Origin of the sequence: Leifsonia poae (assembly GCF_020009625.1) — a bacterium.
Taxonomy (GTDB): Bacteria; Actinomycetota; Actinomycetes; order Actinomycetales; family Microbacteriaceae; genus Leifsonia; species Leifsonia poae_A.
The window spans coordinates 491,809-511,517 of sequence record NZ_JAIHLP010000002.1 but is presented as its reverse complement, the minus strand read 5'-3'; the positions used below and the strand labels follow the sequence as shown (position 1 = coordinate 511,517).

Sequence of the window (19,709 nt, the reverse complement as noted above, 5' to 3'; positions counted from 1 at the left end):
AAGGAAGTCCTGATGAAGACTGACATCCACCCCGAATACGCTCCGGTGGTTTTCCGCGACCTGGCCTCGGGTGCGACGTTCCTTACCCGCTCCACCGTGACGAGCGAGAAGACCATCGAGTGGGAAGACGGCACCGTCTACCCGGTCATCGACGTCGAGATCTCCTCCGAGTCGCACCCGTTCTACACGGGCAAGCAGCGCATCCTCGACTCGGCCGGTCGTGTCGAGAAGTTCAACTCGCGCTACAAGAACTTCGGCAAGTAAACCGCCGCGCGAAGGGGCCCCGCCTGATGGCGGGGCCCCTTCGGCGTTTAACGCCATCGAGGGGCGGTGAACACATCGATTCGGACTGAATCGGTGCGTTCACCGCCCCTCGATGGGTGTTCTCAGTTGGTGGAGTAGGTGGTGGTGGCCGCGATACCGATGGCGACGATGGAGAGGATGACGATGATGATCGTCAGCACCACCTCGACGAAGCCGATGATGATGGCGGCGATCGCAAGACCACGGCCCTGCTCGCCGGTCTTCTTGATCTGCGAGAGACCGATGAAGCCGAGGATGATGCCGACGATCGAGACGAAGAACGCCAGGATGAAGGCGACGATGGACATGGTGTTGTACCGGGCCGGGGCGGGCTGGTACTGAGGCGCCGGGGCCTGATACTGCGGAGACGGGCTGGGCTGCTCGGGCAGGTCTGGTGTACTCATACGTCGACTGTAGCGGTCAGCAATCTCAGAGGGAATACTCAGATGCGGCGCGCCGTCGCGCGTCAGCGAACGGGCCAGCCGCCCGCCGCTGTGAATTCCGGGTCGCGCACGCGGCGCATGTACGCCTGGAAATCATCGGCCTGCTCCCGGCTCCAGTCGATCTGCCGGCGGTGCAGCTCGGCGGCTTCGAGGGCAAGCGCCTCCGCATGTGCACGGGCGAGAGCCTGCGCGACCCGGCCGGCCGCGATCGCGTCGGCGCCGGCGTCGTGCGCACCGATGAGATCGACACCGTAGAAAAGAGCGGTGAGCTCGAGAGTGCGCTTGCCGCGGCGGTACTTGTCGACCGCCTTGTCGATCACCAGCGGGTCGACGATCGGACCGGGGGAGACGAGAGGGGTCACACCGTGACGCACTGCTTCGCGGTGGAGCAGCGTGAAGTCGTACGGAGCGTTGTACGCGACGACGGGCGTTCCGTGCTCGAACAGGGTGCGGAGGGCTGCGACGATCTCGGCGACGGCCTGTGGGGCGGGCATGCCGACCGTTCGGGCGTGCTCGGTGGTGATGCCGTGCACCGCGGTCGCGCCCTCCGGGATCTCGACGCCGGGGTCGACGAGCCAGTCGCGGCGTTCGACCACCTGACCCGACTCGTCGAGGCGCCCCACATGCGCGGAGACGATGCGGGACGTCTCGACGTCGATCCCGGTGGTCTCGAGGTCGAAGACGCCCAATTCATCGTGCCAGTTGCTCATATGCTCAGAGTACGGGCGACCACCGTCACCCGACCGTGTCAGTCGCGGCGCGGCTCGATGTGCAGCCAGTAGAAGCTCTGCGTGCCGAGCGTGAGCGTGAAACGCCCGTCTTCCGCGACCGTCGGGAACTCTCCGCCGCCGAACATGTCGAACAGGGTGCTTCCGGCGAACTCGGGGGCGTCGAGGCTGACGGAGACCGGGTTGTGCGCGAATGAGAAGACGCAGAGCACATCCTCGGGCTGATCGCCGAAATGCGTGCCGCTGCCTTCATACGAACGCACGAAGGCCAGGACGGACTCGTGGTTCGTCTGCAGCACCCGGATGCTGCCGAGCCCGAACACGGGATGCGCCTTGCGCACGTGGATCACGTTGCGGATCCAGTGCAGCAGGGAGCGCGACTGGGCGAGCTGCGCTTCGACGTTCACCTGGTTGTAGTGGAACACCAGCGACTGCACGACGGGGAGGAAGAGCTTGCCCGGGTCGGCGGTGGAGAAGCCGGCGTTCCGGTCGGGCGTCCACTGCATCGGGGTGCGGGAGGAGTCACGGTCCGGGAGCCAGATGTTGTCGCCCATCCCGATCTCGTCGCCGTAGTAGAGGAACGGGCTGCCGGGCAGCGAGAAGAGCAGCGCGTGGGCGAGCTCCAGTTCGGCGCGCGAGTTGTCGAGCAGCGGGGCGAGGCGACGACGGATGCCGACGTTGGCGCGCATCCGGGGGTCGTAGGCATACCAGCCGTACATCGCCTGGCGGTATTCCTCGCTCACCATCTCGAGGGTGAGCTCGTCGTGGTTGCGAAGGAACACACCCCAACCGGCGCCTTCGGGGATGTCGGTGGTCTCCGAGAGCACTCGCACGAGTTCTCCGGCCTGCTGCGAGCGCAGCGAGTAGAAGATGCGTGGCATGACGGGGAAGTCGAAGGCCATGTGGCACTCCGGCTCCTCCTCGGTGCCGAAGAACGCGGCGACCTCGCGCGGCCACTGGTTGGCCTCGGCGATCATCACCCGCCCGGGGTAGTCGCGGTCGACCATCTCGCGCAGCTTCTTGATGAACTCGTGGGTTTTCGGCTCACCCTCGCCGTTGCCCTCATCCGATTCGTAGAGATACGGGATGGCGTCGAGCCGGAAGCCGTCGACGCCGAGGTCGAGCCAGAACCGAACGATGTCGAACATCGCTTCGTGCACGGCCGGGTTCTCGAAGTTGAGGTCGGGCTGGTGGGAGAAGAATCGGTGGAAGTAGAACTGCCGGCGGGCCTCGTCGAACGCCCAGTTGGAGTCTTCGGTGTCGGTGAAGATGATGCGGATGTCCGGCCACTTCTCGTCCGTGTCATTCCACACGTAGAAGTCGCCGTACGGCCCCTCGGGGTCTTCGCGCGATTGCTGGAACCACTCGTGCTGATCGGAGGTGTGGTTCATGGGCAGGTCGATGATGATGCGCATATTGCGCTCGTGCGCCTTGGTCACGAGGTCTTTGAACTCGTCGATCGTTCCGAACTCGGGCAGGATGGCGCGGAAGTCGGCGACGTCGTACCCGCCGTCGCGCAGCGGCGACTGGAAGAACGGGGGAAGCCACAGTGCGTCGATGCCGAGCCACTGCAGATAGTCGAGCTTCGAGGTGAGGCCCTGCAGGTCGCCGGAGCCGTCGCCGTTACTGTCGACGAACGAACGCACCATGACCTCGTAGAACACCGATCGGCGGTACCAATGGGGGTCGAGGGTGAGCCCGGGAAGCGTGATGGGCGCGGTGAAACTCACGGTTCTCCTTCTGGCACGAATGCCGAATGCAAGCGATTACAACCAGACGAGTCTAGGTGCTGGTGAGGGTGACCTGTCCAGTCGGCGGAGCCCGGCGCCGGAGAAAGTCTCCGGCGCTGCCTAAACTGGTCTGCGATGACCCCCACCACTCGGTATCCAGCCTCACCATACGCCGAGGCCCTCGATCGCGTACCCGTGCGCCCGTCGGTGATCGCTGTCCTGGGTGGACGGACCCGGTACTGGGACTACGGCGACCGGGACGCCGACACGACGATCGTTCTCGTGCACGGCTTCCGCGGTGACCACCACGGTCTCGAGCCGGTGGTGGCGAATCTGCGCGGTGTTCGGCTGATTTCGCCCGACCTTCCCGGTTTCGGTGAGTCGGATCCACTGGGCGAGGCGAAGCACGACATCGACGGATATGCGCGCTGGCTCCGTGCATTCGTGAACGAGCTCGACCTGCACGGACGGTTCGTGATCCTCGGCCACTCGTTCGGTTCGATCGTGGTCTCGGCGACACTCGCCGGCCGAGGTGCCCCGGAGTCGCAGGGTGCCAAATCGTTCGACCCGGCGGCGGTGATTCTGGTCAACCCGATCGGGCAGCCCGCCCTCGAAGGGCCGCGCGGGGTCTTCACCCGGCTCGCGATCTTCTACTACTGGCTGGGCGCGGCCCTACCGGAACGGCTGGGGTTCTGGCTGTTGCGCAACGGCCTCATCGTGCGCGTGATGAGCATCACCATGGCGAAGACCAAGCAGAAGTCGTTGCGCCGCTGGATCCACGATCAACACGATCGCTACTTCAGCGCTTTCAGCGATCGACGGGTCGTCCTGGAGGCGTTCAAGGCGTCGGTCTCGCACGATGTGAGCGAGTTCGCTGCGCGCATTCCGGAACACACCCTGCTCATCGCCGCAGAGAAGGACGACATCACACCGTTGTCGGCCCAGCACCGGCTGCAGAAGCTGTTCCCGGATGCGCAGCTTCTAGTGATCCCGGGCGTCGGGCACCTGATCCACTACGAGACGCCGGTGGAGGCGGCCCGCGCGATCGAGGCCTTCCTCTCGACGCGGAGCGGCGAGGGGGACATCCGATGAGGATCGTGTTCGATTGCCGCTACACGCGCATCGGTCGCCATGACGGCATCAGCCGCTACACGGCCGGACTCGTCGCAGCTCTCGGAGAGCGCCATGCGGTGACGATGCTGATCAGCGATCACCGCCAGCTGGACATGCTCCCGACGCTGCCGTGGGAGCTCGTGAGCTCGCCGACGAGCATCCGGGAGCCGTGGGTGGCCCGTCAGGTGAACCGGCTGCGGCCGGATGTGGTCTTCACACCGATGCAGACGATGGGCAGCTGGGGTCGGCGCTACCGGTTGGTGCTGACCGTGCACGATCTGATCTACTACCGCAATCGAACGCCACCCCGCGACCTGCAGGCGCCCATCAGGGGGCTCTGGCGGCTCTACCACCTGGCGTGGTGGCCGCAGCGGATGCTGCTCAACCGTTCGGACGCCGTCGTGACGGTTTCGCAGACGACCAAGCAGCTGATCGCCGAGCATCGTCTGACGCGGCGCCCCGTTCATGTCGTGCCGAACGCGGCAGACATGCCCCCGCTGCCCGAGGAACGCCTGATGAGGTCGACGCCCGAGAGCAGATCCCTCGTGTACATGGGGTCGTTCATGCCGTACAAGAATGTGGAGACCCTGGTTCGCGCGGCGGCGCTGCTGCCGGAGTACGAGCTGCACCTGATGAGCCGGGTGACGGATGCCGAACGCGAGCGTCTCTCGGCGATCGCTCCGACGGCGAGGATCGTCTTCCACAACGGTGCGAGCGACGAGGAGTACGCCGAGACGCTCGCCCACGCGACCGCGCTCGTGACGGCGTCGCTCGACGAGGGCTTCGGCATCCCGCTGGTGGAGTCGATGACGCTCGGAACGCCGGCCGTCGTCAGCGACATCCCCATCTTCCGTGAGATCGGGGGAGAGGCGGCGCTCTACTTCGCCGCCGAAAGCGCTGAGGAACTGGTCGCCCGCATCCGACAGCTGGAGGCCCCTCACGAGTGGGCGTCGCGGTCGGCCGCTGCGCGCGCCGAGGCCACCCGTTTCACGTGGCGGGCGTCGGCCGATCACCTGCTGACGGTTCTGACCGCGGCGGCCGCCCGCGCCAAACGCAAACTCGGCTGACCGTCGGTTCGGCGCCCCTTCCAACCCGTCCACGTTCCTATCCCCTCCGACCTCGAAGGTGTTGAGTGGGACGACGAGACGTACTCGACGGGAAGGTGACGATCATGACGACCTGGACGACGGTCACGACGGCAGAGGAACTGACGAAAGCGGTCGCTGACGGTGTGCCCGGCATCGCCGTCGACGGCACGATCGAGGGGATGCCGAGCCTCACGCTGGCGCCCGGAACCCAGCTGCGAGGCGGCCGCCTGCGCTTCGGCGGGAGGGGAGTGGGTGTCACCACGGACAACACCGTCTCAGACATCACGATCGAGACGAGCCTCACCGAGGCGGCACTGTTCACCGACACGAGCGTGGCGAGCTGGGGCACGCTCGAGCTGTCGGGTGTCTCCACGGTGGGGCAGATCGCCCTCATCGCTGAGGGGCGTGTGCGTTCCGGCCACATCGTGACGAGGGATGTGCACGTCGTTGCGGCCGATGTTCGTGGCCGGTTCCACCGCCCTCATGCGTTCGGCGTCGACGCCCTGCAGGGTGCGTTCACGTTGTGGAACCGCCAGAACGATGCCTCGTCGCGGTTCACAGCGGTGTTGGAGGGCATCTCGGCGGGAACCGCTGACGTGCCTGTGCGGGGCAGCGGTGTGTTCGTGGGCGGATCCCGGGATGCGGGAGGGGAGGGGGCCGTCGCGGTCTCGCTGCTGACGACGGGCGAGATCCACACCGACGGCGGGATCGCTCCCGGCACCCCGGACGTCATCAGCGGGGGCGTCTTCGTGATCGGCGGCGCGACGGTCGACCTCGTCGATAACCTGGGGACGGTCACCACGAACGGCCAGAACGACATGGTGCTCGACAACTGGGGTGAGGTCGGAACCTGGCGAAGCCGGGAGACGATCACCTCGCGTGGCCCGTCCGGAATCGGGTTCGTCAACTTCGGCCGGCTCGGAACGTTGCAGGCAGACGGCGCGATCGAGACGTATGGAGCGGGTTCGCGGGGATTCAACCTGTATGACGGTTCGATCCAGGAAGCCCACTTCCTCTCCATCAGCACCGCGGGGGATGGGGCGATCGGCGTCCAGCTGAGCAGACCCCTGCCCGTCCTCACCGTCAGCGGTGACATCGTCACCCGAGGATCGACGGGGATCAGCCTGGTCAAAGGGCAGCAGATCTCACTTCCGGCCATGGCGCTGAGCATCAAGCCGGGCGGCAGCATCGAACGGCTGGATGTCGGGGGAGCGATCTCCTCGGCGGGTGCGGAGTTGGCCACGGTCGAGCTGCTCGGTCCGGTGGCCTCAGCGCGCGTGGCGCGCGGAATCCACGCGACGGGGCCCGGCTCCATCGCTGTCCGCGCGGAGGAACTCCCCGCATCGTTCCGGGAGATCACGATGCTTCCGGGGTTCGGCGAACCCTCCGCTACAGCACCGATGCCGTGAACAGGTCGCGATCTTCGGGGCTGAGGTTGAACCGGTCGAGTTCGAGCCGGCCGTCGGTGTAGACGAACTCGTGCACCGATCCGTTCGGGATGACCTCGCCAGGCCCTGGGAGTGCATGGGAGGTGACATGCCGCACCAGGGAGCCGATCACGCCACCGTGGCTGACGACGATGATCGACTCGTCCGGGTGCCGTTCGCCGAGCTCCAGCAGCGCCGGTAGCGCCCGATCGACGACGGACTGCCGGCTCTCCCGACCGGGAACGGGTGTGTCCTCCGGCCAACGGGCGAGGATTTCCGCTCCCGTCATCCCTTCCGCCTCGCCATAGCGACGCTCGGCCACCGCGGGCAGCGGCATCGGATCGCCGAGACCGGTGTGCCGACCGATGATGCTCGCCGTCTCGGCCGCTCGGCTCAACGGGCTCGCGTAGAGCGCGTCGTAGCGACCGCGCGCCAGCGCGAGGCCCGTGGTCTCGGCCTGATTGCGTCCCGTCTCGTTGAGTGGGATATCGCTGGAGCCTTGGATGCGCTTGGCCAGGTTCCAGTCGGTCTGGCCGTGGCGAACGAGGGAGATTCTTGTCACGCGCGTCCTTTCGTCGAAGGGCGCGCGAAGCCTCAGCCGAGTCGTCGGGCGAGTTCGACCAGGGTCTCCGTGGTCCCGGCCTCCAGCTTAACGGTCGCCCGGGAGTCACCTTTGGTCGCGCCGCGGTTCACGATCACGATCGGCAGCCGCCGACGGCGGGCCTCCTCGAGAAGGCGGATGCCCGAGTTGACGACCAGCGACGAGCCGGCGATGAGCAGAGCATCCGAGGAGCGCACGAGCGCGCTCGCCTCACGGTATTTCTCGGCCGGGATGAACTCGCCGAAGAAGACCACATCGGGTTTCAGCCGACCGCCGCACACTGTGCACTCGGGAACGACGAAGGCGTCGATGTCGGTGACGATCGCATCCCCGTCGGGCGCGATCTCGACGGCGCCGGCGGTGTCGAGCCATGGGTTGGCCGCCTCGATGCGAGCCGAGATGCTCTCGCGCGCGAAGACTTGACCGCAGGCGAGACAGAGCACTCGGTCCATCGCACCGTGCAGATCCACGACCTTGCGCGAACCGGCCTGCTTGTGGAGGCCGTCGACGTTCTGGGTGATCACACCGTTGGCGGCGCCGGCCGACTCCAGCTCCGCCAGAGCGCGGTGCCCGGCATTGGGTGCGGCGGCGGCGAAGCGGCGGTAGCCGAGGTGGCTGCCGGCCCAGTAACGCTTGCTGAACGTCTCGGAGGCGAGGAACTGCTGGAACGTCATCGGAGTGCGGGTGGGCGCGCCCTCGCCCCGGTAGTCGGGGATGCCAGAATCGGTGCTGACACCGGCACCGGTGAGCACGGAGAATGTGCGCCCGGCGAGAATGTCGACGGCCTCGTCCAGCCCGCGCGCGAGCTCGGGTGGGATCTCCGTCGTGAACGCAGCCATCGACACCTCCAGGTCCAGCCAGCCCTGAGTCTAAACACCCCAGTTTTCCGATTTGTTTCCGGCGACTGGCAATCTGGGTACATCACCACCAGAAAGGGCGGACGATTCGTGCGCATCCATCGCATCACCGACCTCGGCGACGAGGGCCTCGCGGACTATTCGCGTCTCACGGATGTCGCCCTGCGGCGGGTCAGCGAGCCGGCGGGCGGCCTGTACATCGCCGAGTCGACCAAGGTGATCACGCGAGCCCTCGCCGCGGGCCACCGTCCGCGCTCCGTCCTGCTGCAGGAGCAGTGGCTGGCCGACGTGGAACCGCTGCTTGTGGACTACCCGGATGTGCCCGTGTTCGTCGGGGAGAGCTCCATTCTCGAGGAGCTCACGGGCTACCACCTGCACCGCGGGGCACTTGCGGCGATGCACCGCCCGGCGCTTCCCGACCCCGCCGAGCTGCTGCGGGATGCGCGGCGGGTCGTGGTGCTGGAGGACATCGTCGACCACACCAACGTCGGGGCGATGTTCCGTTCGGTGGCCGGGCTCGGGGCGGATGCCGTGCTGATCAGCCCACGCTGCGCCGACCCGCTCTACCGGCGGAGCGTGCGGGTGAGCATGGGCACGGTGCTGCAGGTTCCGTGGACGCGCATCCCGGAGTGGTCCGAGGCGGCGCCGATCCTGCACGACGCCGGGTTCGAGATCGCGGCCCTGGCGCTGGCCGACGACGCGGTCTCCCTCGACGACTATGCGGCGAACCCGCCGAAACGGCTGGCGCTCGTGCTCGGTTCGGAGGGGGACGGCCTGAGCCGCCACGCTCTGGCGGCCGCCGACACGGTGGTGACGATCCCGATGCTGCACGGCGTCGACTCGCTCAATGTGGCTTCGGCCAGCGCCGTGGCACTCTGGGCGTTGCGGGCGCGTTCACAGGGAGCGCTTCGTTAGCACCGCATAGAATCTCGGGGTGCACGACCAGCCCCGCCGCCTCGCCCGTCGCAACGTCTACCGTCGACGGCGCATCGTCGTCTTCGGTCTCCTCGGGGTGGTGCTCGTCAGCGTCCTCTATGTCGCCGGCTCGCTCTTCGCGCCGGTGCCCGCCACGGCGGCGGTGACCTCGCATCAGGCGACGATCGCACAGCCGGCGGCCAAGCTGGCCTGGCCGGGCTCGGGATCCAGCGGCATCACGGCGCCCGCTTACTCCGGGGCGACGGCGTTCCACGGGTCGGCGGCGAGCGTGCCGATCGCGAGCATCACGAAGACGATCACGGCGCTGGTGGTCCTCGACAAGAAGCCGCTGACGGCCGGGAGCGACGGACCGACGATCAGGTTCACCCAGAAGGATGTGGACATCTGGAACGAGGTGATCGCCGAGGGCGGATCGTGGGCGCCGGTGGTCGCCGGCACGTCCATGACCGAGAAGCAGGCGCTGGAGGCGATGCTGCTCCCGTCGGCGAACAATTACGCGATCACGCTCGCCAATTGGTCGTACGGCTCTACGGGTGCCTTCGTGAAAGCGGCGAACAGCTGGCTCACCGCCAACAAATTCACCGGAACGCACATGGACAGCCCCGACGGTCTGACGCCCGGGAGCGTGAGCACCCCGAAGGACCTGTTGGGGATCGGCAAGCTCGTGCTCGCCGATCCGGTGCTCTCCTCGATCGTGTCTCTCAAGACCGTGACGCTGCCGGGGGCGGGCGAGCAGGACAACACCAATTCCCTGCTCGGCGTCGACGGGATCGACGGCCTCAAGACCGGGAACACCGACGAGGCGGGGTACTGCCTGCTCTTCTCAGCACGGGTCACGGTCGGCGACACGAAAGTGCGGGTGGTCGGTGTCGTGCTCGGCGCACAGAGCCACGACGATTTGTGGGCCTCGGTGAAGGCACTGCTCGGAAGCATGAAGAACGGGTTCCACGAGGTGGAGGCCTCGACGATCGGGCAGTCGTACGGCACGTACACGACGCCGTGGGGCGCCAAGACGACCCTGGTGTCAACGAAGGCGAAGTCGTTCGTCGTCTGGTCGGACACCCCGATCCAGGTGGCGGTGCAGACTCGGCCGCTGCAGGCGGGTGCCAAAGGGGATGTGGTCGGGCAGGTGACGTTCACCCTCGACGGAAAGACGCAGACGGCACCGCTCGCGCTCGCGAGCGAGCTCACTGACCCTGGATTCCTCTGGCGTCTGGCACACCCGGGCGGGTTGGGCGCCTAGCGCAGCATCCCGCCTCCGCTACTCGCCGTCGACGGGCGGGAGGAGGAACGGAACTGCGTCGGGGCGCTTCGCCTGCACGTGGTCGCCGGAGGACTGGTGCCGGATGCGGCGGATCACCCAGGGCACCAGATATTCGCGTGCCCAGGACAGGTCTTCTGCCCGCGCCTGACGCCAGCTGCGCTCCGGCAGCGGTTCGGGCTCCAACGGCTGCAGATCGTTCTCGACGTTCAGCGCTGCGAGCACCATGCGGGCGACGGTGTGGTGGCCGAGCGGGGCGAGGTGCAGCCGGTCGGGGGCCCACATCCGCAGGTCCTGGATCTCGGTGAGCGACCACTGATCGGCGACGATGCAGTCGTAACGGGCCGCGATGGCGCGCACATTCTCGTTGTAGATCGCGACCTTGCCCCGGATACCGCGGAACACCGGCGAGAACCCCACGTCGACGCCGGTGAACACGACGATCGTCGCTCCCTCCCGGCTGAGGCGCGCCACGGCCTCATCGAAGAGTGTGGCGATCTGGTCGGGGTCGGTGCCCGGGCGGATCACGTCGTTGCCGCCGGCGGAGAGCGTGATGAGATCCGGCCGCAGGGCGAGAGCCGGTTCCACCTGCTCATCGACGATCTGCCTGATGAGCTTGCCGCGCACGGCGAGGTTCGCATAGGCGAAGTCGCCGGTCTGGCGGCTGAGCACCTCGGCCACCCGGTCGGCCCAGCCGCGGTGACCGCCCGCGCTTCGCGGCTCGGGATCGCCGATCCCCTCCGTGAAGGAGTCGCCCAGAGCGACATAACGGGACCAGGGGTGCTGCGCGTCGACCATGCCTCCATTCTGCACGCCGGCCGCGGTGCCGGGGATGTGCGGGGCGGCGCGCCCGGGCGGGCGGGCGGCGTGCGACTGTCAGGGGAGCACGGTAAATTCGATACAAGTGGAAACGCCGACCTCACCCCCCAACCCCGATCGACCGGGAGCGCACGCGGGTACCTTCGCGGCGGAGCACCTGTCGCCGTCGTTCCCCGAGCGCGCAGCGTGGGGAACCGCCGACAAACTGCGGGCATGGCAGGCCGAGGCGCTCGACGTCTACTTCCAGACCGAGCCCCGCGACTTCCTCGCCGCCGCGACGCCCGGCGCCGGCAAAACCACCTTCGCGCTGCGGCTCGCGACGGAACTGTTGCGCTCCCGCACGGTGGAGCGGGTCACCGTCGTCGCGCCGACGGAGCACCTCAAGAGGCAGTGGGCCGAGGCGGCCGAACGGGTCGGGCTGCACCTCGACCCGAGTTCAAGAACTCCGACGGCCGCTATGCGCGGCACTATCGCGGGGTCGCCGTCACCTACGCGCAGGTCGCGATGCGCCCGAGCCTGCACAAAGACATCACCGAGAACTACCGCACCCTGGTCATCCTCGACGAAGTGCACCACGGCGGGGATACGCTCAGCTGGGGCGACGGCATCCGTGACGCATTCGAACGGGCCACCCGCCGGCTCTCTCTCACGGGCACGCCGTTCCGGTCCGACACGGCGCCGATCCCGTTCGTGAGTTACTTGCCCGACAAGAACGGCATCCGCACCTCGCTCACCGACTACAACTACGGTTACGGCCGCGCCCTGGAAGACGGCGTCGTGCGTCCGGTGATCTTCCTGGTCTACGCCGGGCACATGCGCTGGCGCACGAAGACCGGCGACGAGATGGAGGCGCGTCTCGGCGAGGGGAACACCAAAGACATCACCTCGCAGGCCTGGCGCACGGCGCTCGACCCGCGCGGAGAGTGGATCCCCGCGGTGCTGAGCGCCGCCGACCGGCGTCTGACCGAGGTGCGCGCCGCCATCCCCGATGCCGGCGGCCTCGTCATCGCCACCGACCAGTACACCGCTCGTGCCTACGCCGACCTGCTGCAGCAGATCTCGGGCGAGCCGGTGACCGTCGTGCTCTCCGACGAGAAGGAGGCGAGCGACAGGATCACCGAGTTCTCGAGCGGCACCTCGCGCTGGATGGTTGCCGTGCGCATGGTCTCAGAGGGGGTCGATGTTCCGCGTCTCGCGGTCGGCGTCTACGCCACCAGCGCATCCACGCCGCTGTTCTTCGCCCAGGCCATCGGCCGGTTCGTGCGGGCCCGTCGTCGGGGCGAGACCGCCTCTGTCTTCCTCCCGAATGTGCCCAGCCTGATGGCGTTGGCGAACGCGCTGGAGCTTGAACGCGACCACGCGCTCGACCGGCCGAGCGACGAGAACGCGGAAGGGGATTTCTTCAACCCCGAAGACGCGATGATGGCGGAAGCGAACCGGCAGGAGCGCGGGTCGGATGCGCTCACGGAGGAGTTCGCGTTCGAAGCCCTCGGGTCGGAGGCGAACTTCGACAGGGTGCTCTACGACGGCCGCGAATTCGGCAGCTTCGCGGTTCCGGGCAGCGACGAGGAGCTCGACTTCATCGGTCTGCCGGGCATTCTCGAACCAGACCAGGTGCACGAGCTGTTGATGCAGCGGCAGCAGCGGCAGGCGCGGCGCACGGCCTCGCGGCCGGCGGGCGCTGACGGGCACCCGCCCGCACCGCTCTACCGCAACCTCAAAGAGCAGCGCTCGCTGCTCAACAGCCTCGTCGGTCTGTACGCGAAGAACACCGGGGAGGCGCACGGGCTGGTGCATGCGGAACTGCGGCGGGTGTGCGGCGGGCCTGCCGTCGCACAGGCCAGTGTCACCCAGCTCCAGGCACGCATCGACTTCCTGCGCAAGCGAATCGGGCGCGGGTAGCGCTTCGTCGGGAGGGAGGGGATCAGATGACGCCGAGGGCGATCATCGCATCGGCCACCCGCACGAAACCGGCGATGTTCGCGCCGAGAACGTAGTCGCCGGGGCTGCCATACTCCTCCGCCGTCTCGGCGCAGCGGTCGTGGATGCCGACCATGATCTCGGCCAGGCGGTGCTCGGCGTAGTCGAAAGTCCACGCGTCGCGGGAGGCGTTCTGCTGCATTTCGAGCGCCGAGGTTGCCACGCCGCCGGCATTTGCCGCCTTGCCGGGCGCGAACAGGATGCCGCCGGATGAGAACACACGCACGGCCTCGGGGGTCGACGGCATATTCGCGCCCTCGACGACCGCGATGACGCCGTTGTTCACAAGGGTCGCCGCTGCGTCGCCGTCGAGCTCGTTCTGCGTGGCGCAGGGGATAGCGACATCGATGTGCGTCTCGGCCGCGAGCGCCCAGATGTCACCACCGGGGCGGTACACGGATGCGGTGCCCCGCGCGGCCGCATAGTCGCTCAGTCGCCCGCGGTCCTGCTCCTTCACCCGGCGGAGCAAGTCGAGGTCGAGGCCGTCCTCGTCGTAGACCGCGCCGGTCGAGTCGGAGCAGGCGACGACGGTGCCGCCGAGCTGTTGCACCTTCTGAATGGCATAGATCGCGACATTGCCCGAACCGGAGACGAGCACCCGGGCACCGTCGAACGAGCGACCGCGGGTGGCGAGCATCCGCTCGGCGAACACGACGGCACCGAAACCGGTGGCCTCGGTTCGCACGAGCGAACCGCCCCAGCCGACACCCTTGCCGGTGAGCACACCCGACTCGTAGCGGTTCGTGATGCGCTTGTACTGGCCGAACATATAGCCGATCTCGCGGCCGCCGACGCCGATGTCACCGGCAGGCACATCCGTGTACTCGCCGATGTGCCGGTACAGCTCCGTCATGAACGACTGACAGAACCGCATCACCTCGGCGTCGGACTTGCCCTTGGGGTCGAAGTCGCTTCCGCCTTTTCCGCCGCCGATGGGCAGACCGGTGAGCGCGTTCTTGAAGATCTGCTCGAAACCGAGGAACTTGACCGTGCCGAGTGTGACCGTCGGGTGAAAACGCAGCCCGCCCTTGTACGGGCCGAGAGCGGAATTGAACTCGACGCGGAAACCGCGGTTGATGTGCACGTGGCCGCGGTCGTCCGTCCACGGCACGCGGAAGATGATCTGCCGCTCCGGCTCGCTGAGACGCTCCAGCACCGATGCCTCGGCGTAGCGGGGATGCGCCGCGATCACAGGGCCGAGTGAATCGAAGACCTCGCGTGCAGCCTGGTGGAACTCAGGTTCTCCCGCATTCCGGCGGAGCACATCTTCGAGCAGAGGGGAAAGCGAAGTGGTTTGCGGCATAGCTGACTTTCTGTCGGGACCTTCAGAATCGTATCGGGTGGGTGGCGTGTGTGACGAAGCGGCCGCCGGGTGTGGGCTGCCTTCCCTCACTGGCGCGGCGGCGCCGGACATGGTCTGCTGGTCTCATGACGGATTCGGCGACGAATGAGAACCCGCTGCCCGGGCAGCATCTGGGCGAGCCTCATCGCGAAGGGCTCGCCCAACGGCTCAACTGGCTGCGGGCGGGCGTGCTCGGTGCAAACGACGGCATCGTCTCGGTGGCCGCGGTCGCCGTCGGCGTCGCTGGGGCGACGGGAGACATCGCCCCCATCCTCGCCGCGGGGCTGGCCGCGCTCGTCGGCGGCGCCATCTCGATGGCCCTCGGCGAGTACGTGTCGGTGAGCAGCCAGCGCGACAGCGAGCACGCCCTCATCGCGAAGGAGCGCCGCGAACTGGAGGAGACGCCGGAGCAGGAGCTGGAGGAGCTCGTCGGTCTCTACGAGGCGAAAGGGCTGAAGCCGGCGACGGCGCGTCAGGTCGCGCTCGAACTCACCGAACACGATGTGCTCGCCGCCCACCTCTCCGCCGAACTCGGCATCGACCCCGACGACGTGGTGAGCCCGTGGCACGCCGCACTCGCGTCGGCCGTCCCCTTCACGATCGGCGGCATCCTGCCGTTGTTGCCGATGCTGCTGCTTCCGCAGGCGGCCCGGGTGCCGGTGACGTTCGTCGTCGTGCTCGTCGCCCTGGCGCTGACCGGATACGTCGCTGCGTTCATCGGCGGCAGTTCGCGCTGGCGGGCGACCGTGCGGGTCGTTGTGGGCGGGGCGATCGCGCTGATCGCGACGTTCGCCATCGGCGCGGCGCTGGGTTCGGCCGGGGTGGTCTGAGAGGACATGCGATGAAAGACAAACAGGAGATCGTCTCCGACTGGCTCCCGCGCTACACGGGGACACCGCTCGCCGAGTTCGGTGACCATGTGCTGCTGACCAACTTCGGCGACTATGTGGAGATCTTCGCGCGACTGCACGGGGTGGAGGTGCGCGGTGTCGACAGGCCGATGCCGAACGCCACCGCCGACGGCATCACGATGATCGACTTCGGGATGGGCAGCCCCAACGCTGCGACAGTCATGGACCTGCTGAGTGCGGTGAGCCCGAAAGCGGTGCTGTTCCTCGGCAAATGCGGCGGGGTGAAGAAGAAGAACCGGCTCGGCGATCTCGTGCTGCCGATCGCCGCGATCCGCGGGGAAGGGACCTCGAACGACTATTTGCCGCCGGAGGTTCCCGCCCTGCCGGCGTTTCAGTTGCAGCGCGGTGTCTCCACGACCATCCGGGACTTCGGCTACGACTATTGGACGGGCACGGTCTACACGACGAACCGGCGGGTGTGGGAGCACGACGACACGTTCAAGGCGTACCTGCAGCGCACGCGCTGCATGGCTGTCGACATGGAGACCGCCACGGTCTTCGCGGCCGGCTTCGCCAACCGCATCCCGTGCGGGGCGCTGCTGCTGGTCTCCGATCAGCCGATGATCCCCGAGGGGGTGAAGACGGCCGCGAGCGATCACAGTGTGACCGCCGAGTTCGTCGATCGGCACATCCGGATCGGCGTGGAGGCATTGAAACTGGTGCGTCGCAACGGTCGCAGTGTGCGGCATCTTCGGTTCGAAGACGATTAGGGCGGGCTCAGGCGCGTCGCCGCGTCACCGGAAGTCGCGTGAGGTGGTGCGCATCCCCACCGTCAGTGCTTCCATCCGGTCGGCGATCAGGTTGACGACCCCCTCGTGCGACCGTTCCAGGATGCCCCGGATGATCATGGCCGGTGCCTCCCGAGCCACCCGGCGGTAGCGGTTCCAGACGCCCTGCGGGCAGATGATGTTCACCAGTCCGGTCTCGTCCTCCAGGTTGAGAAAGGTGACGCCGCCGGCGGTCTGCGGGCGCTGGCGGTGGGTCACGACACCGCCCACCTCGATGCGGCGCCCGGACTCGGCGAACGGGAGCTGCTCGGCCGGGTAGACCCCGCGCTCACTCAGCTGCGGCCGAAGGAAGCCGATCGGGTGATCGTCCGGAGAGATCCCCGTCGCCCACAGGTCGGAAGCCAGCTGTTCGGCGGGGGAGAGGAACGGCAGCAGTGGAGGCTGCACCGCGATCGTCGTGCCGGTGAGAAACTCCGGCTTCTCCTGCGCTGCCGGTCCCGCCTCCCAGATGGCCTGCCGTCGGGTGAGCCCGAGCCCGTCGAAGGCGCCGGCGGTCGCGAGAGCCTCCAGCTGGGCCGCGCTGAGGCCGACCCGGCGGTTCAGGTCGCCGAGGTCGGTGAACCGTCCGTGCTGCTCCCGCTCGGCGACGATGCGCGCGGCCAGCTTCTCGCCGATCGAGGCGACCCCGGCGAGGCCCAGCCGCACTGCGTGGCCGGCGTCGCGACGGTGCCTGTCGTAGTCGAGCGGGATCTGCGGGGCGGGCAGCGGCTTTCCGCCCGGAGTCGGCAGCGGGGCGACCGGGGGTTGGGTGCGCTCGAGGCAAACGTTTGAACCGGTCGGTCCGGTTGTGGCGTCGTCGAGAGCCTCCAGCACGGGGAAGACGCCGGAGCGGTGGATATCCGGCCGGTGGACCACGACACCGTGCCGGCGTGCATCCGCGGTGAGGGTGCGCGGAGAGTAGAACCCCATCGGTTGCGCGCGTAGAAGCCCGGCGAGGAAGGCGCCGGGGTAGTGCAGCTTGAGCCAGGAGCTGGCGTAGACGAGCAGCGCGAAACTGAGGGAGTGGCTCTCGGCGAAACCGAAATTGGCGAACGCCTCGATCTTGGCGTAGATGGCGTCGGCTTCGTCGCCGGTGAGACCGTTCGCGGCCATGCCCTCGTAGAGCTTCGCGCGCAACCGGCTGATCTTCTCCACCCCGCGTTTGGAGCCCATCGCGCGGCGCAGCTGGTCGGCGTCGGCGGCGTCGAATCCGCCGATCGCCATCGCCATCTGCATCAGCTGTTCCTGGAAGAGCGGAACGCCGAGGGTGCGCTCCAGCACCGGCTCGAGCTTTTTGTGCGCGTAGCTCACCTGCTCCTCGCCGGTCTTCCGCCGGATGTACGGGTGCACCGCTCCGCCCTGGATCGGTCCCGGCCGGATGAGCGCGATCTCGATGGCCAGGTCGTAGAACCCTCGGGGCCGCAGGCGCGGCAGCGTGCCCATCTGCGCCCGGCTCTCCACCTGGAACACGCCGATCGCGTCTGCCCGGGCCAGCATGTCGTAGACGCCCTGCTCTTCTTTCGGGATGCTGTCCAGCGTCAATCGCTCGCCGAGCGACTCCGCGATCACGGCCATCGAATAGTGCAGGGCGCTCAGAATGCCGAGGCCGAGCAGGTCGAACTTGACCAAACCCATCCAGGCGCAATCGTCTTTGTCCCACTGAAGCACGGTGCGGTTCTCCATGCGGGCGTGCTCGATGGGGCACACCTCGCCCACCGGCCGGTCGGTCAGCACCATGCCGCCGGAGTGGATGCCCAGATGCCGGGGGAACTTCAGCACCTGCTGCGCGAGCTCGACCACCGGCTCCGGGATGTCGTGGTCGGCCGTGGTCTGGATGGAGCCCCAGGTGTCGATCTGCTTCGACCAGGCGTCCTGCTGGCCGGGGCTGAATCCGAGGGCTTTGGCCATGTCGCGCACGGCGTTCTTGGGGCGGTAGCTGATCACATTGGCCACCTGCGCGGCGTTGTGCCTGCCGTACTTGCTGTAGACGTACTGGATGACCTCCTCACGCCGGTCGGAGTCGAAGTCGACGTCGATGTCGGGTTCCTCGTCGCGCATGCTGGAGAGGAACCGCTCGAACGGCAGGTGGTAGCGGATCGCGTCGACCGCCGTGATGCCGAGCACGTAGCAGACCGCCGAGCTCGCGGCCGAGCCTCGCCCCTGGCAGAGGATGTCCCGCTCGCGGGCGTACCTCACGATGTCGTTCACGATGAGGAAGTAGCCGGGGAAGTCCTTCTCTTCGATCACCTTCAACTCGTGCTCGATCCGGGTGCGTTTCTGGTGAAGGGGGTCGGTGTCGAGATCGGGATAGCGTTCGGCAGCGCCGCGCCAGGTCAGCTCGCGCAGCCAGCTCATCGGCGTGTGCCCGTCGGGAACCTCCTGCCTCGGCAGTTTCGGCCGTGCGCTGCGCAACCGGAAGGAGAGGTCGTCGGCCACCTCGACCGTGCGCTCGACGGCCCCCGGGTAGCGGCCGAACCGGGCGGCCATCTCGCGCCCGCTGCGCAGGTGGGCGGCGTCGGAGGCGGGCAGCCAGCCGTCCATCTCGTCGAGGCTCCGCCGGGCACGCACGGCCGAGAGGGCGGCGGCGAGCGGGTGTTGCGCCGGGGAGGCGTAGTGCACGTTGTTGGTGGCGACCACCGGCATCCCGAGCCGCCCGGCGATGCGGGCGAGTGTGTCGTTGTCGGTCGTGTCGCGCGGGTTGCCGTGGTCGATGAGCTCGACGAGCACGGCCTCCCGCCCGAACAGCTCGGCCAGTCGGGCGACTTCGCGTTCGGCCGCCTCCTCGCCGCCGGATGCGAGCGCTCGGCGCACCTCGCCTTTGCGGCAGCCGGTGAGGACGGTCCACTCGCCGCCGGCCTGCTGGGCGAGGCCCTCGAGGTCGTACCGGGGGCGCCCTTTCTCTTCGCCGGCGAGTTGCCCGTCGGTGAGGGCCGCCGCCAGCCGGTGATACCCCTCCTGCCGCCGGGCGAGCACCACGAGGTGGCTGCCCTCCGGGTCGGCCTCCCCGTTCTGGGGTCTGCTGAGCTGCAGCGACAGTTCGGCGCCGAACACCGTCTTCACCCGGTCGTACGCTTCCGCCGCCTCGGCCAGACGAACGACGCCGTAGAAGCCGTCGTGATCGGTGATCGCGAGGGCGTGCAGCCGCAGCCGGGTCGCCTCCTCGAGCAGTTCCTCCGGCGAGCTGGCGCCGTCCAGGAAACTGAAGTTCGAGTGCGCGTGCAGTTCGGCGTAAGGAACGTGGCCGGCGTCGTCCTCCGGCTGTTCCGGCGGCAGTGGGGGCGGAACATACGCGGCCCGTTTGCGCGAGGTCGGCCGTTCCTCCTCCTGCTCGCCGGTGCGCGTGCCCGACAATCGTCGTTCGAACTCGGCCCACGGGATCGGCGGGTTATTCCAGCCCATCGTC

At 67.9% G+C, this 19,709-nt stretch carries 16 protein-coding genes and 1 pseudogene; 9 read left to right on the top strand and 8 right to left on the bottom strand.

Annotation, left to right across the window (positions count from 1 at the left end; translation table 11 throughout):
* Positions 1 to 12: 12 nt before the first annotated feature.
* On the top strand, positions 13 to 264 hold the full coding sequence (locus K5L49_RS03150; RefSeq protein ID WP_223690564.1) for a type B 50S ribosomal protein L31: 252 nt from the start codon (positions 13 to 15) through the stop codon (positions 262 to 264).
* 122 nt (positions 265 to 386) lie between these two features.
* Here the strand turns inward: K5L49_RS03150 and K5L49_RS03145 are convergent, their stop codons facing one another.
* The 3 genes from K5L49_RS03145 to treS all read right to left on the bottom strand — a co-directional run bounded on the left by K5L49_RS03145 (position 387) and on the right by treS (position 3,204).
* A complete protein-coding gene (locus tag K5L49_RS03145) occupies positions 387 to 707 on the bottom strand; it encodes a DUF4190 domain-containing protein (protein ID WP_223690563.1) in 321 nt (106 codons plus the stop codon).
* A 62-nt stretch (positions 708 to 769) separates the two neighbouring features.
* Positions 770 to 1,456, bottom strand: a complete 687-nt coding sequence (locus tag K5L49_RS03140; RefSeq protein ID WP_223690562.1) for an exonuclease domain-containing protein — start codon at positions 1,454 to 1,456, stop codon at positions 770 to 772.
* 38 nt (positions 1,457 to 1,494) lie between these two features.
* Complete coding sequence (gene treS, locus K5L49_RS03135) at positions 1,495 to 3,204, bottom strand: maltose alpha-D-glucosyltransferase (protein WP_223690561.1); 1,710 nt, start codon at positions 3,202 to 3,204, stop codon at positions 1,495 to 1,497.
* 135 nt (positions 3,205 to 3,339) lie between these two features.
* Here treS and K5L49_RS03130 point away from each other — a divergent pair, with 135 nt between their 5' ends.
* From K5L49_RS03130 to K5L49_RS03120, 3 genes are all read left to right on the top strand, one after another.
* Positions 3,340 to 4,296, top strand: a complete 957-nt coding sequence (locus K5L49_RS03130) for an alpha/beta fold hydrolase (protein ID WP_223690560.1) — start codon at positions 3,340 to 3,342, stop codon at positions 4,294 to 4,296.
* Positions 4,293 to 5,384: a glycosyltransferase family 4 protein gene (locus tag K5L49_RS03125; RefSeq protein WP_223690559.1), complete on the top strand. Its 1,092-nt coding sequence runs from the start codon at positions 4,293 to 4,295 to the stop codon at positions 5,382 to 5,384. Before K5L49_RS03130 ends, K5L49_RS03125 begins: the two co-directional genes overlap by 4 nt.
* Positions 5,385 to 5,488: 104 nt before the next feature.
* Entirely contained in the window at positions 5,489 to 6,814 is a 1,326-nt protein-coding gene (locus K5L49_RS03120) for a hypothetical protein (RefSeq protein ID WP_223690558.1), read from the top strand.
* Here the strand turns inward: K5L49_RS03120 and K5L49_RS03115 are convergent.
* A complete protein-coding gene (locus K5L49_RS03115) occupies positions 6,795 to 7,394 on the bottom strand; it encodes a histidine phosphatase family protein (RefSeq protein ID WP_223690557.1) in 600 nt (199 codons plus the stop codon). The genes K5L49_RS03120 and K5L49_RS03115 overlap by 20 nt on opposite strands.
* Before the next feature lie 32 nt (positions 7,395 to 7,426).
* Positions 7,427 to 8,272, bottom strand: a complete 846-nt coding sequence (locus K5L49_RS03110; RefSeq protein WP_223690556.1) for a Sir2 family NAD-dependent protein deacetylase — start codon at positions 8,270 to 8,272, stop codon at positions 7,427 to 7,429.
* Positions 8,273 to 8,380: 108 nt separating this feature from the next.
* On the opposite strand from K5L49_RS03110, the gene K5L49_RS03105 reads away from it, so the two are divergent.
* Both K5L49_RS03105 and K5L49_RS03100 read left to right on the top strand, forming a co-directional pair.
* On the top strand, positions 8,381 to 9,205 hold the full coding sequence (locus K5L49_RS03105) for a TrmH family RNA methyltransferase (protein WP_223690555.1): 825 nt from the start codon (positions 8,381 to 8,383) through the stop codon (positions 9,203 to 9,205).
* Between the two features lie 19 nt (positions 9,206 to 9,224).
* Complete coding sequence (locus K5L49_RS03100) at positions 9,225 to 10,469, top strand: D-alanyl-D-alanine carboxypeptidase family protein (RefSeq protein ID WP_223690554.1); 1,245 nt, start codon at positions 9,225 to 9,227, stop codon at positions 10,467 to 10,469.
* A gap of 18 nt (positions 10,470 to 10,487) precedes the next feature.
* Here the strand turns inward: K5L49_RS03100 and K5L49_RS03095 are convergent, their stop codons facing one another.
* The gene (locus K5L49_RS03095; RefSeq protein ID WP_223690553.1) at positions 10,488 to 11,285 is read right to left on the bottom strand and encodes an SGNH/GDSL hydrolase family protein; all 798 of its coding nucleotides are present in this window, start codon (positions 11,283 to 11,285) and stop codon (positions 10,488 to 10,490) included.
* A gap of 34 nt (positions 11,286 to 11,319) precedes the next feature.
* Here K5L49_RS03095 and K5L49_RS03090 point away from each other — a divergent pair.
* Positions 11,320 to 13,208: pseudogene (locus K5L49_RS03090) on the top strand (DEAD/DEAH box helicase).
* A 22-nt stretch (positions 13,209 to 13,230) separates the two neighbouring features.
* On the opposite strand, the gene gdhA reads toward K5L49_RS03090, so the two are convergent.
* Complete coding sequence (gene gdhA / locus K5L49_RS03085) at positions 13,231 to 14,589, bottom strand: NADP-specific glutamate dehydrogenase (RefSeq protein WP_223690552.1); 1,359 nt, start codon at positions 14,587 to 14,589, stop codon at positions 13,231 to 13,233.
* A gap of 125 nt (positions 14,590 to 14,714) precedes the next feature.
* Between gdhA and K5L49_RS03080 the strand changes: the two genes are divergently transcribed.
* Together K5L49_RS03080 and K5L49_RS03075 are read left to right on the top strand one after the other, a co-directional pair.
* Positions 14,715 to 15,458, top strand: a complete 744-nt coding sequence (locus K5L49_RS03080; RefSeq protein ID WP_223690551.1) for a VIT1/CCC1 transporter family protein — start codon at positions 14,715 to 14,717, stop codon at positions 15,456 to 15,458.
* Positions 15,459 to 15,469: 11 nt separating this feature from the next.
* Positions 15,470 to 16,249, top strand: a complete 780-nt coding sequence (locus tag K5L49_RS03075) for an AMP nucleosidase (RefSeq protein ID WP_223690550.1) — start codon at positions 15,470 to 15,472, stop codon at positions 16,247 to 16,249.
* 24 nt (positions 16,250 to 16,273) lie between these two features.
* Here K5L49_RS03075 and K5L49_RS03070 read toward each other — a convergent pair whose 3' ends face one another.
* On the bottom strand, positions 16,274 to 19,705 hold the full coding sequence (locus tag K5L49_RS03070) for an error-prone DNA polymerase (RefSeq protein ID WP_223690549.1): 3,432 nt from the start codon (positions 19,703 to 19,705) through the stop codon (positions 16,274 to 16,276).
* Positions 19,706 to 19,709 lie beyond the last annotated feature (4 nt).

What these genes read in the sequence shown, in the direction of transcription:
- K5L49_RS03130 (WP_223690560.1), top strand. Translation starts at nt 3,340, where the DNA reads ATGACCCCCACCACTCGGTATCCAGCCTCACCATACGCCGAGGCCCTC.
- gdhA (WP_223690552.1), bottom strand. Translation starts at nt 14,589, where the DNA reads ATGCCGCAAACCACTTCGCTTTCCCCTCTGCTCGAAGATGTGCTCCGC.
- K5L49_RS03140 (WP_223690562.1), bottom strand. Translation starts at nt 1,456, where the DNA reads ATGAGCAACTGGCACGATGAATTGGGCGTCTTCGACCTCGAGACCACC.
- K5L49_RS03110 (WP_223690556.1), bottom strand. Translation starts at nt 8,272, where the DNA reads ATGGCTGCGTTCACGACGGAGATCCCACCCGAGCTCGCGCGCGGGCTG.
- K5L49_RS03150 (WP_223690564.1), top strand. Translation starts at nt 13, where the DNA reads ATGAAGACTGACATCCACCCCGAATACGCTCCGGTGGTTTTCCGCGAC.
- K5L49_RS03125 (WP_223690559.1), top strand. Translation starts at nt 4,293, where the DNA reads ATGAGGATCGTGTTCGATTGCCGCTACACGCGCATCGGTCGCCATGAC.
- K5L49_RS03070 (WP_223690549.1), bottom strand. Translation starts at nt 19,705, where the DNA reads ATGGGCTGGAATAACCCGCCGATCCCGTGGGCCGAGTTCGAACGACGA.
- K5L49_RS03080 (WP_223690551.1), top strand. Translation starts at nt 14,715, where the DNA reads ATGACGGATTCGGCGACGAATGAGAACCCGCTGCCCGGGCAGCATCTG.
- K5L49_RS03145 (WP_223690563.1), bottom strand. Translation starts at nt 707, where the DNA reads ATGAGTACACCAGACCTGCCCGAGCAGCCCAGCCCGTCTCCGCAGTAT.
- K5L49_RS03095 (WP_223690553.1), bottom strand. Translation starts at nt 11,285, where the DNA reads ATGGTCGACGCGCAGCACCCCTGGTCCCGTTATGTCGCTCTGGGCGAC.
- K5L49_RS03075 (WP_223690550.1), top strand. Translation starts at nt 15,470, where the DNA reads ATGAAAGACAAACAGGAGATCGTCTCCGACTGGCTCCCGCGCTACACG.
- K5L49_RS03120 (WP_223690558.1), top strand. Translation starts at nt 5,489, where the DNA reads ATGACGACCTGGACGACGGTCACGACGGCAGAGGAACTGACGAAAGCG.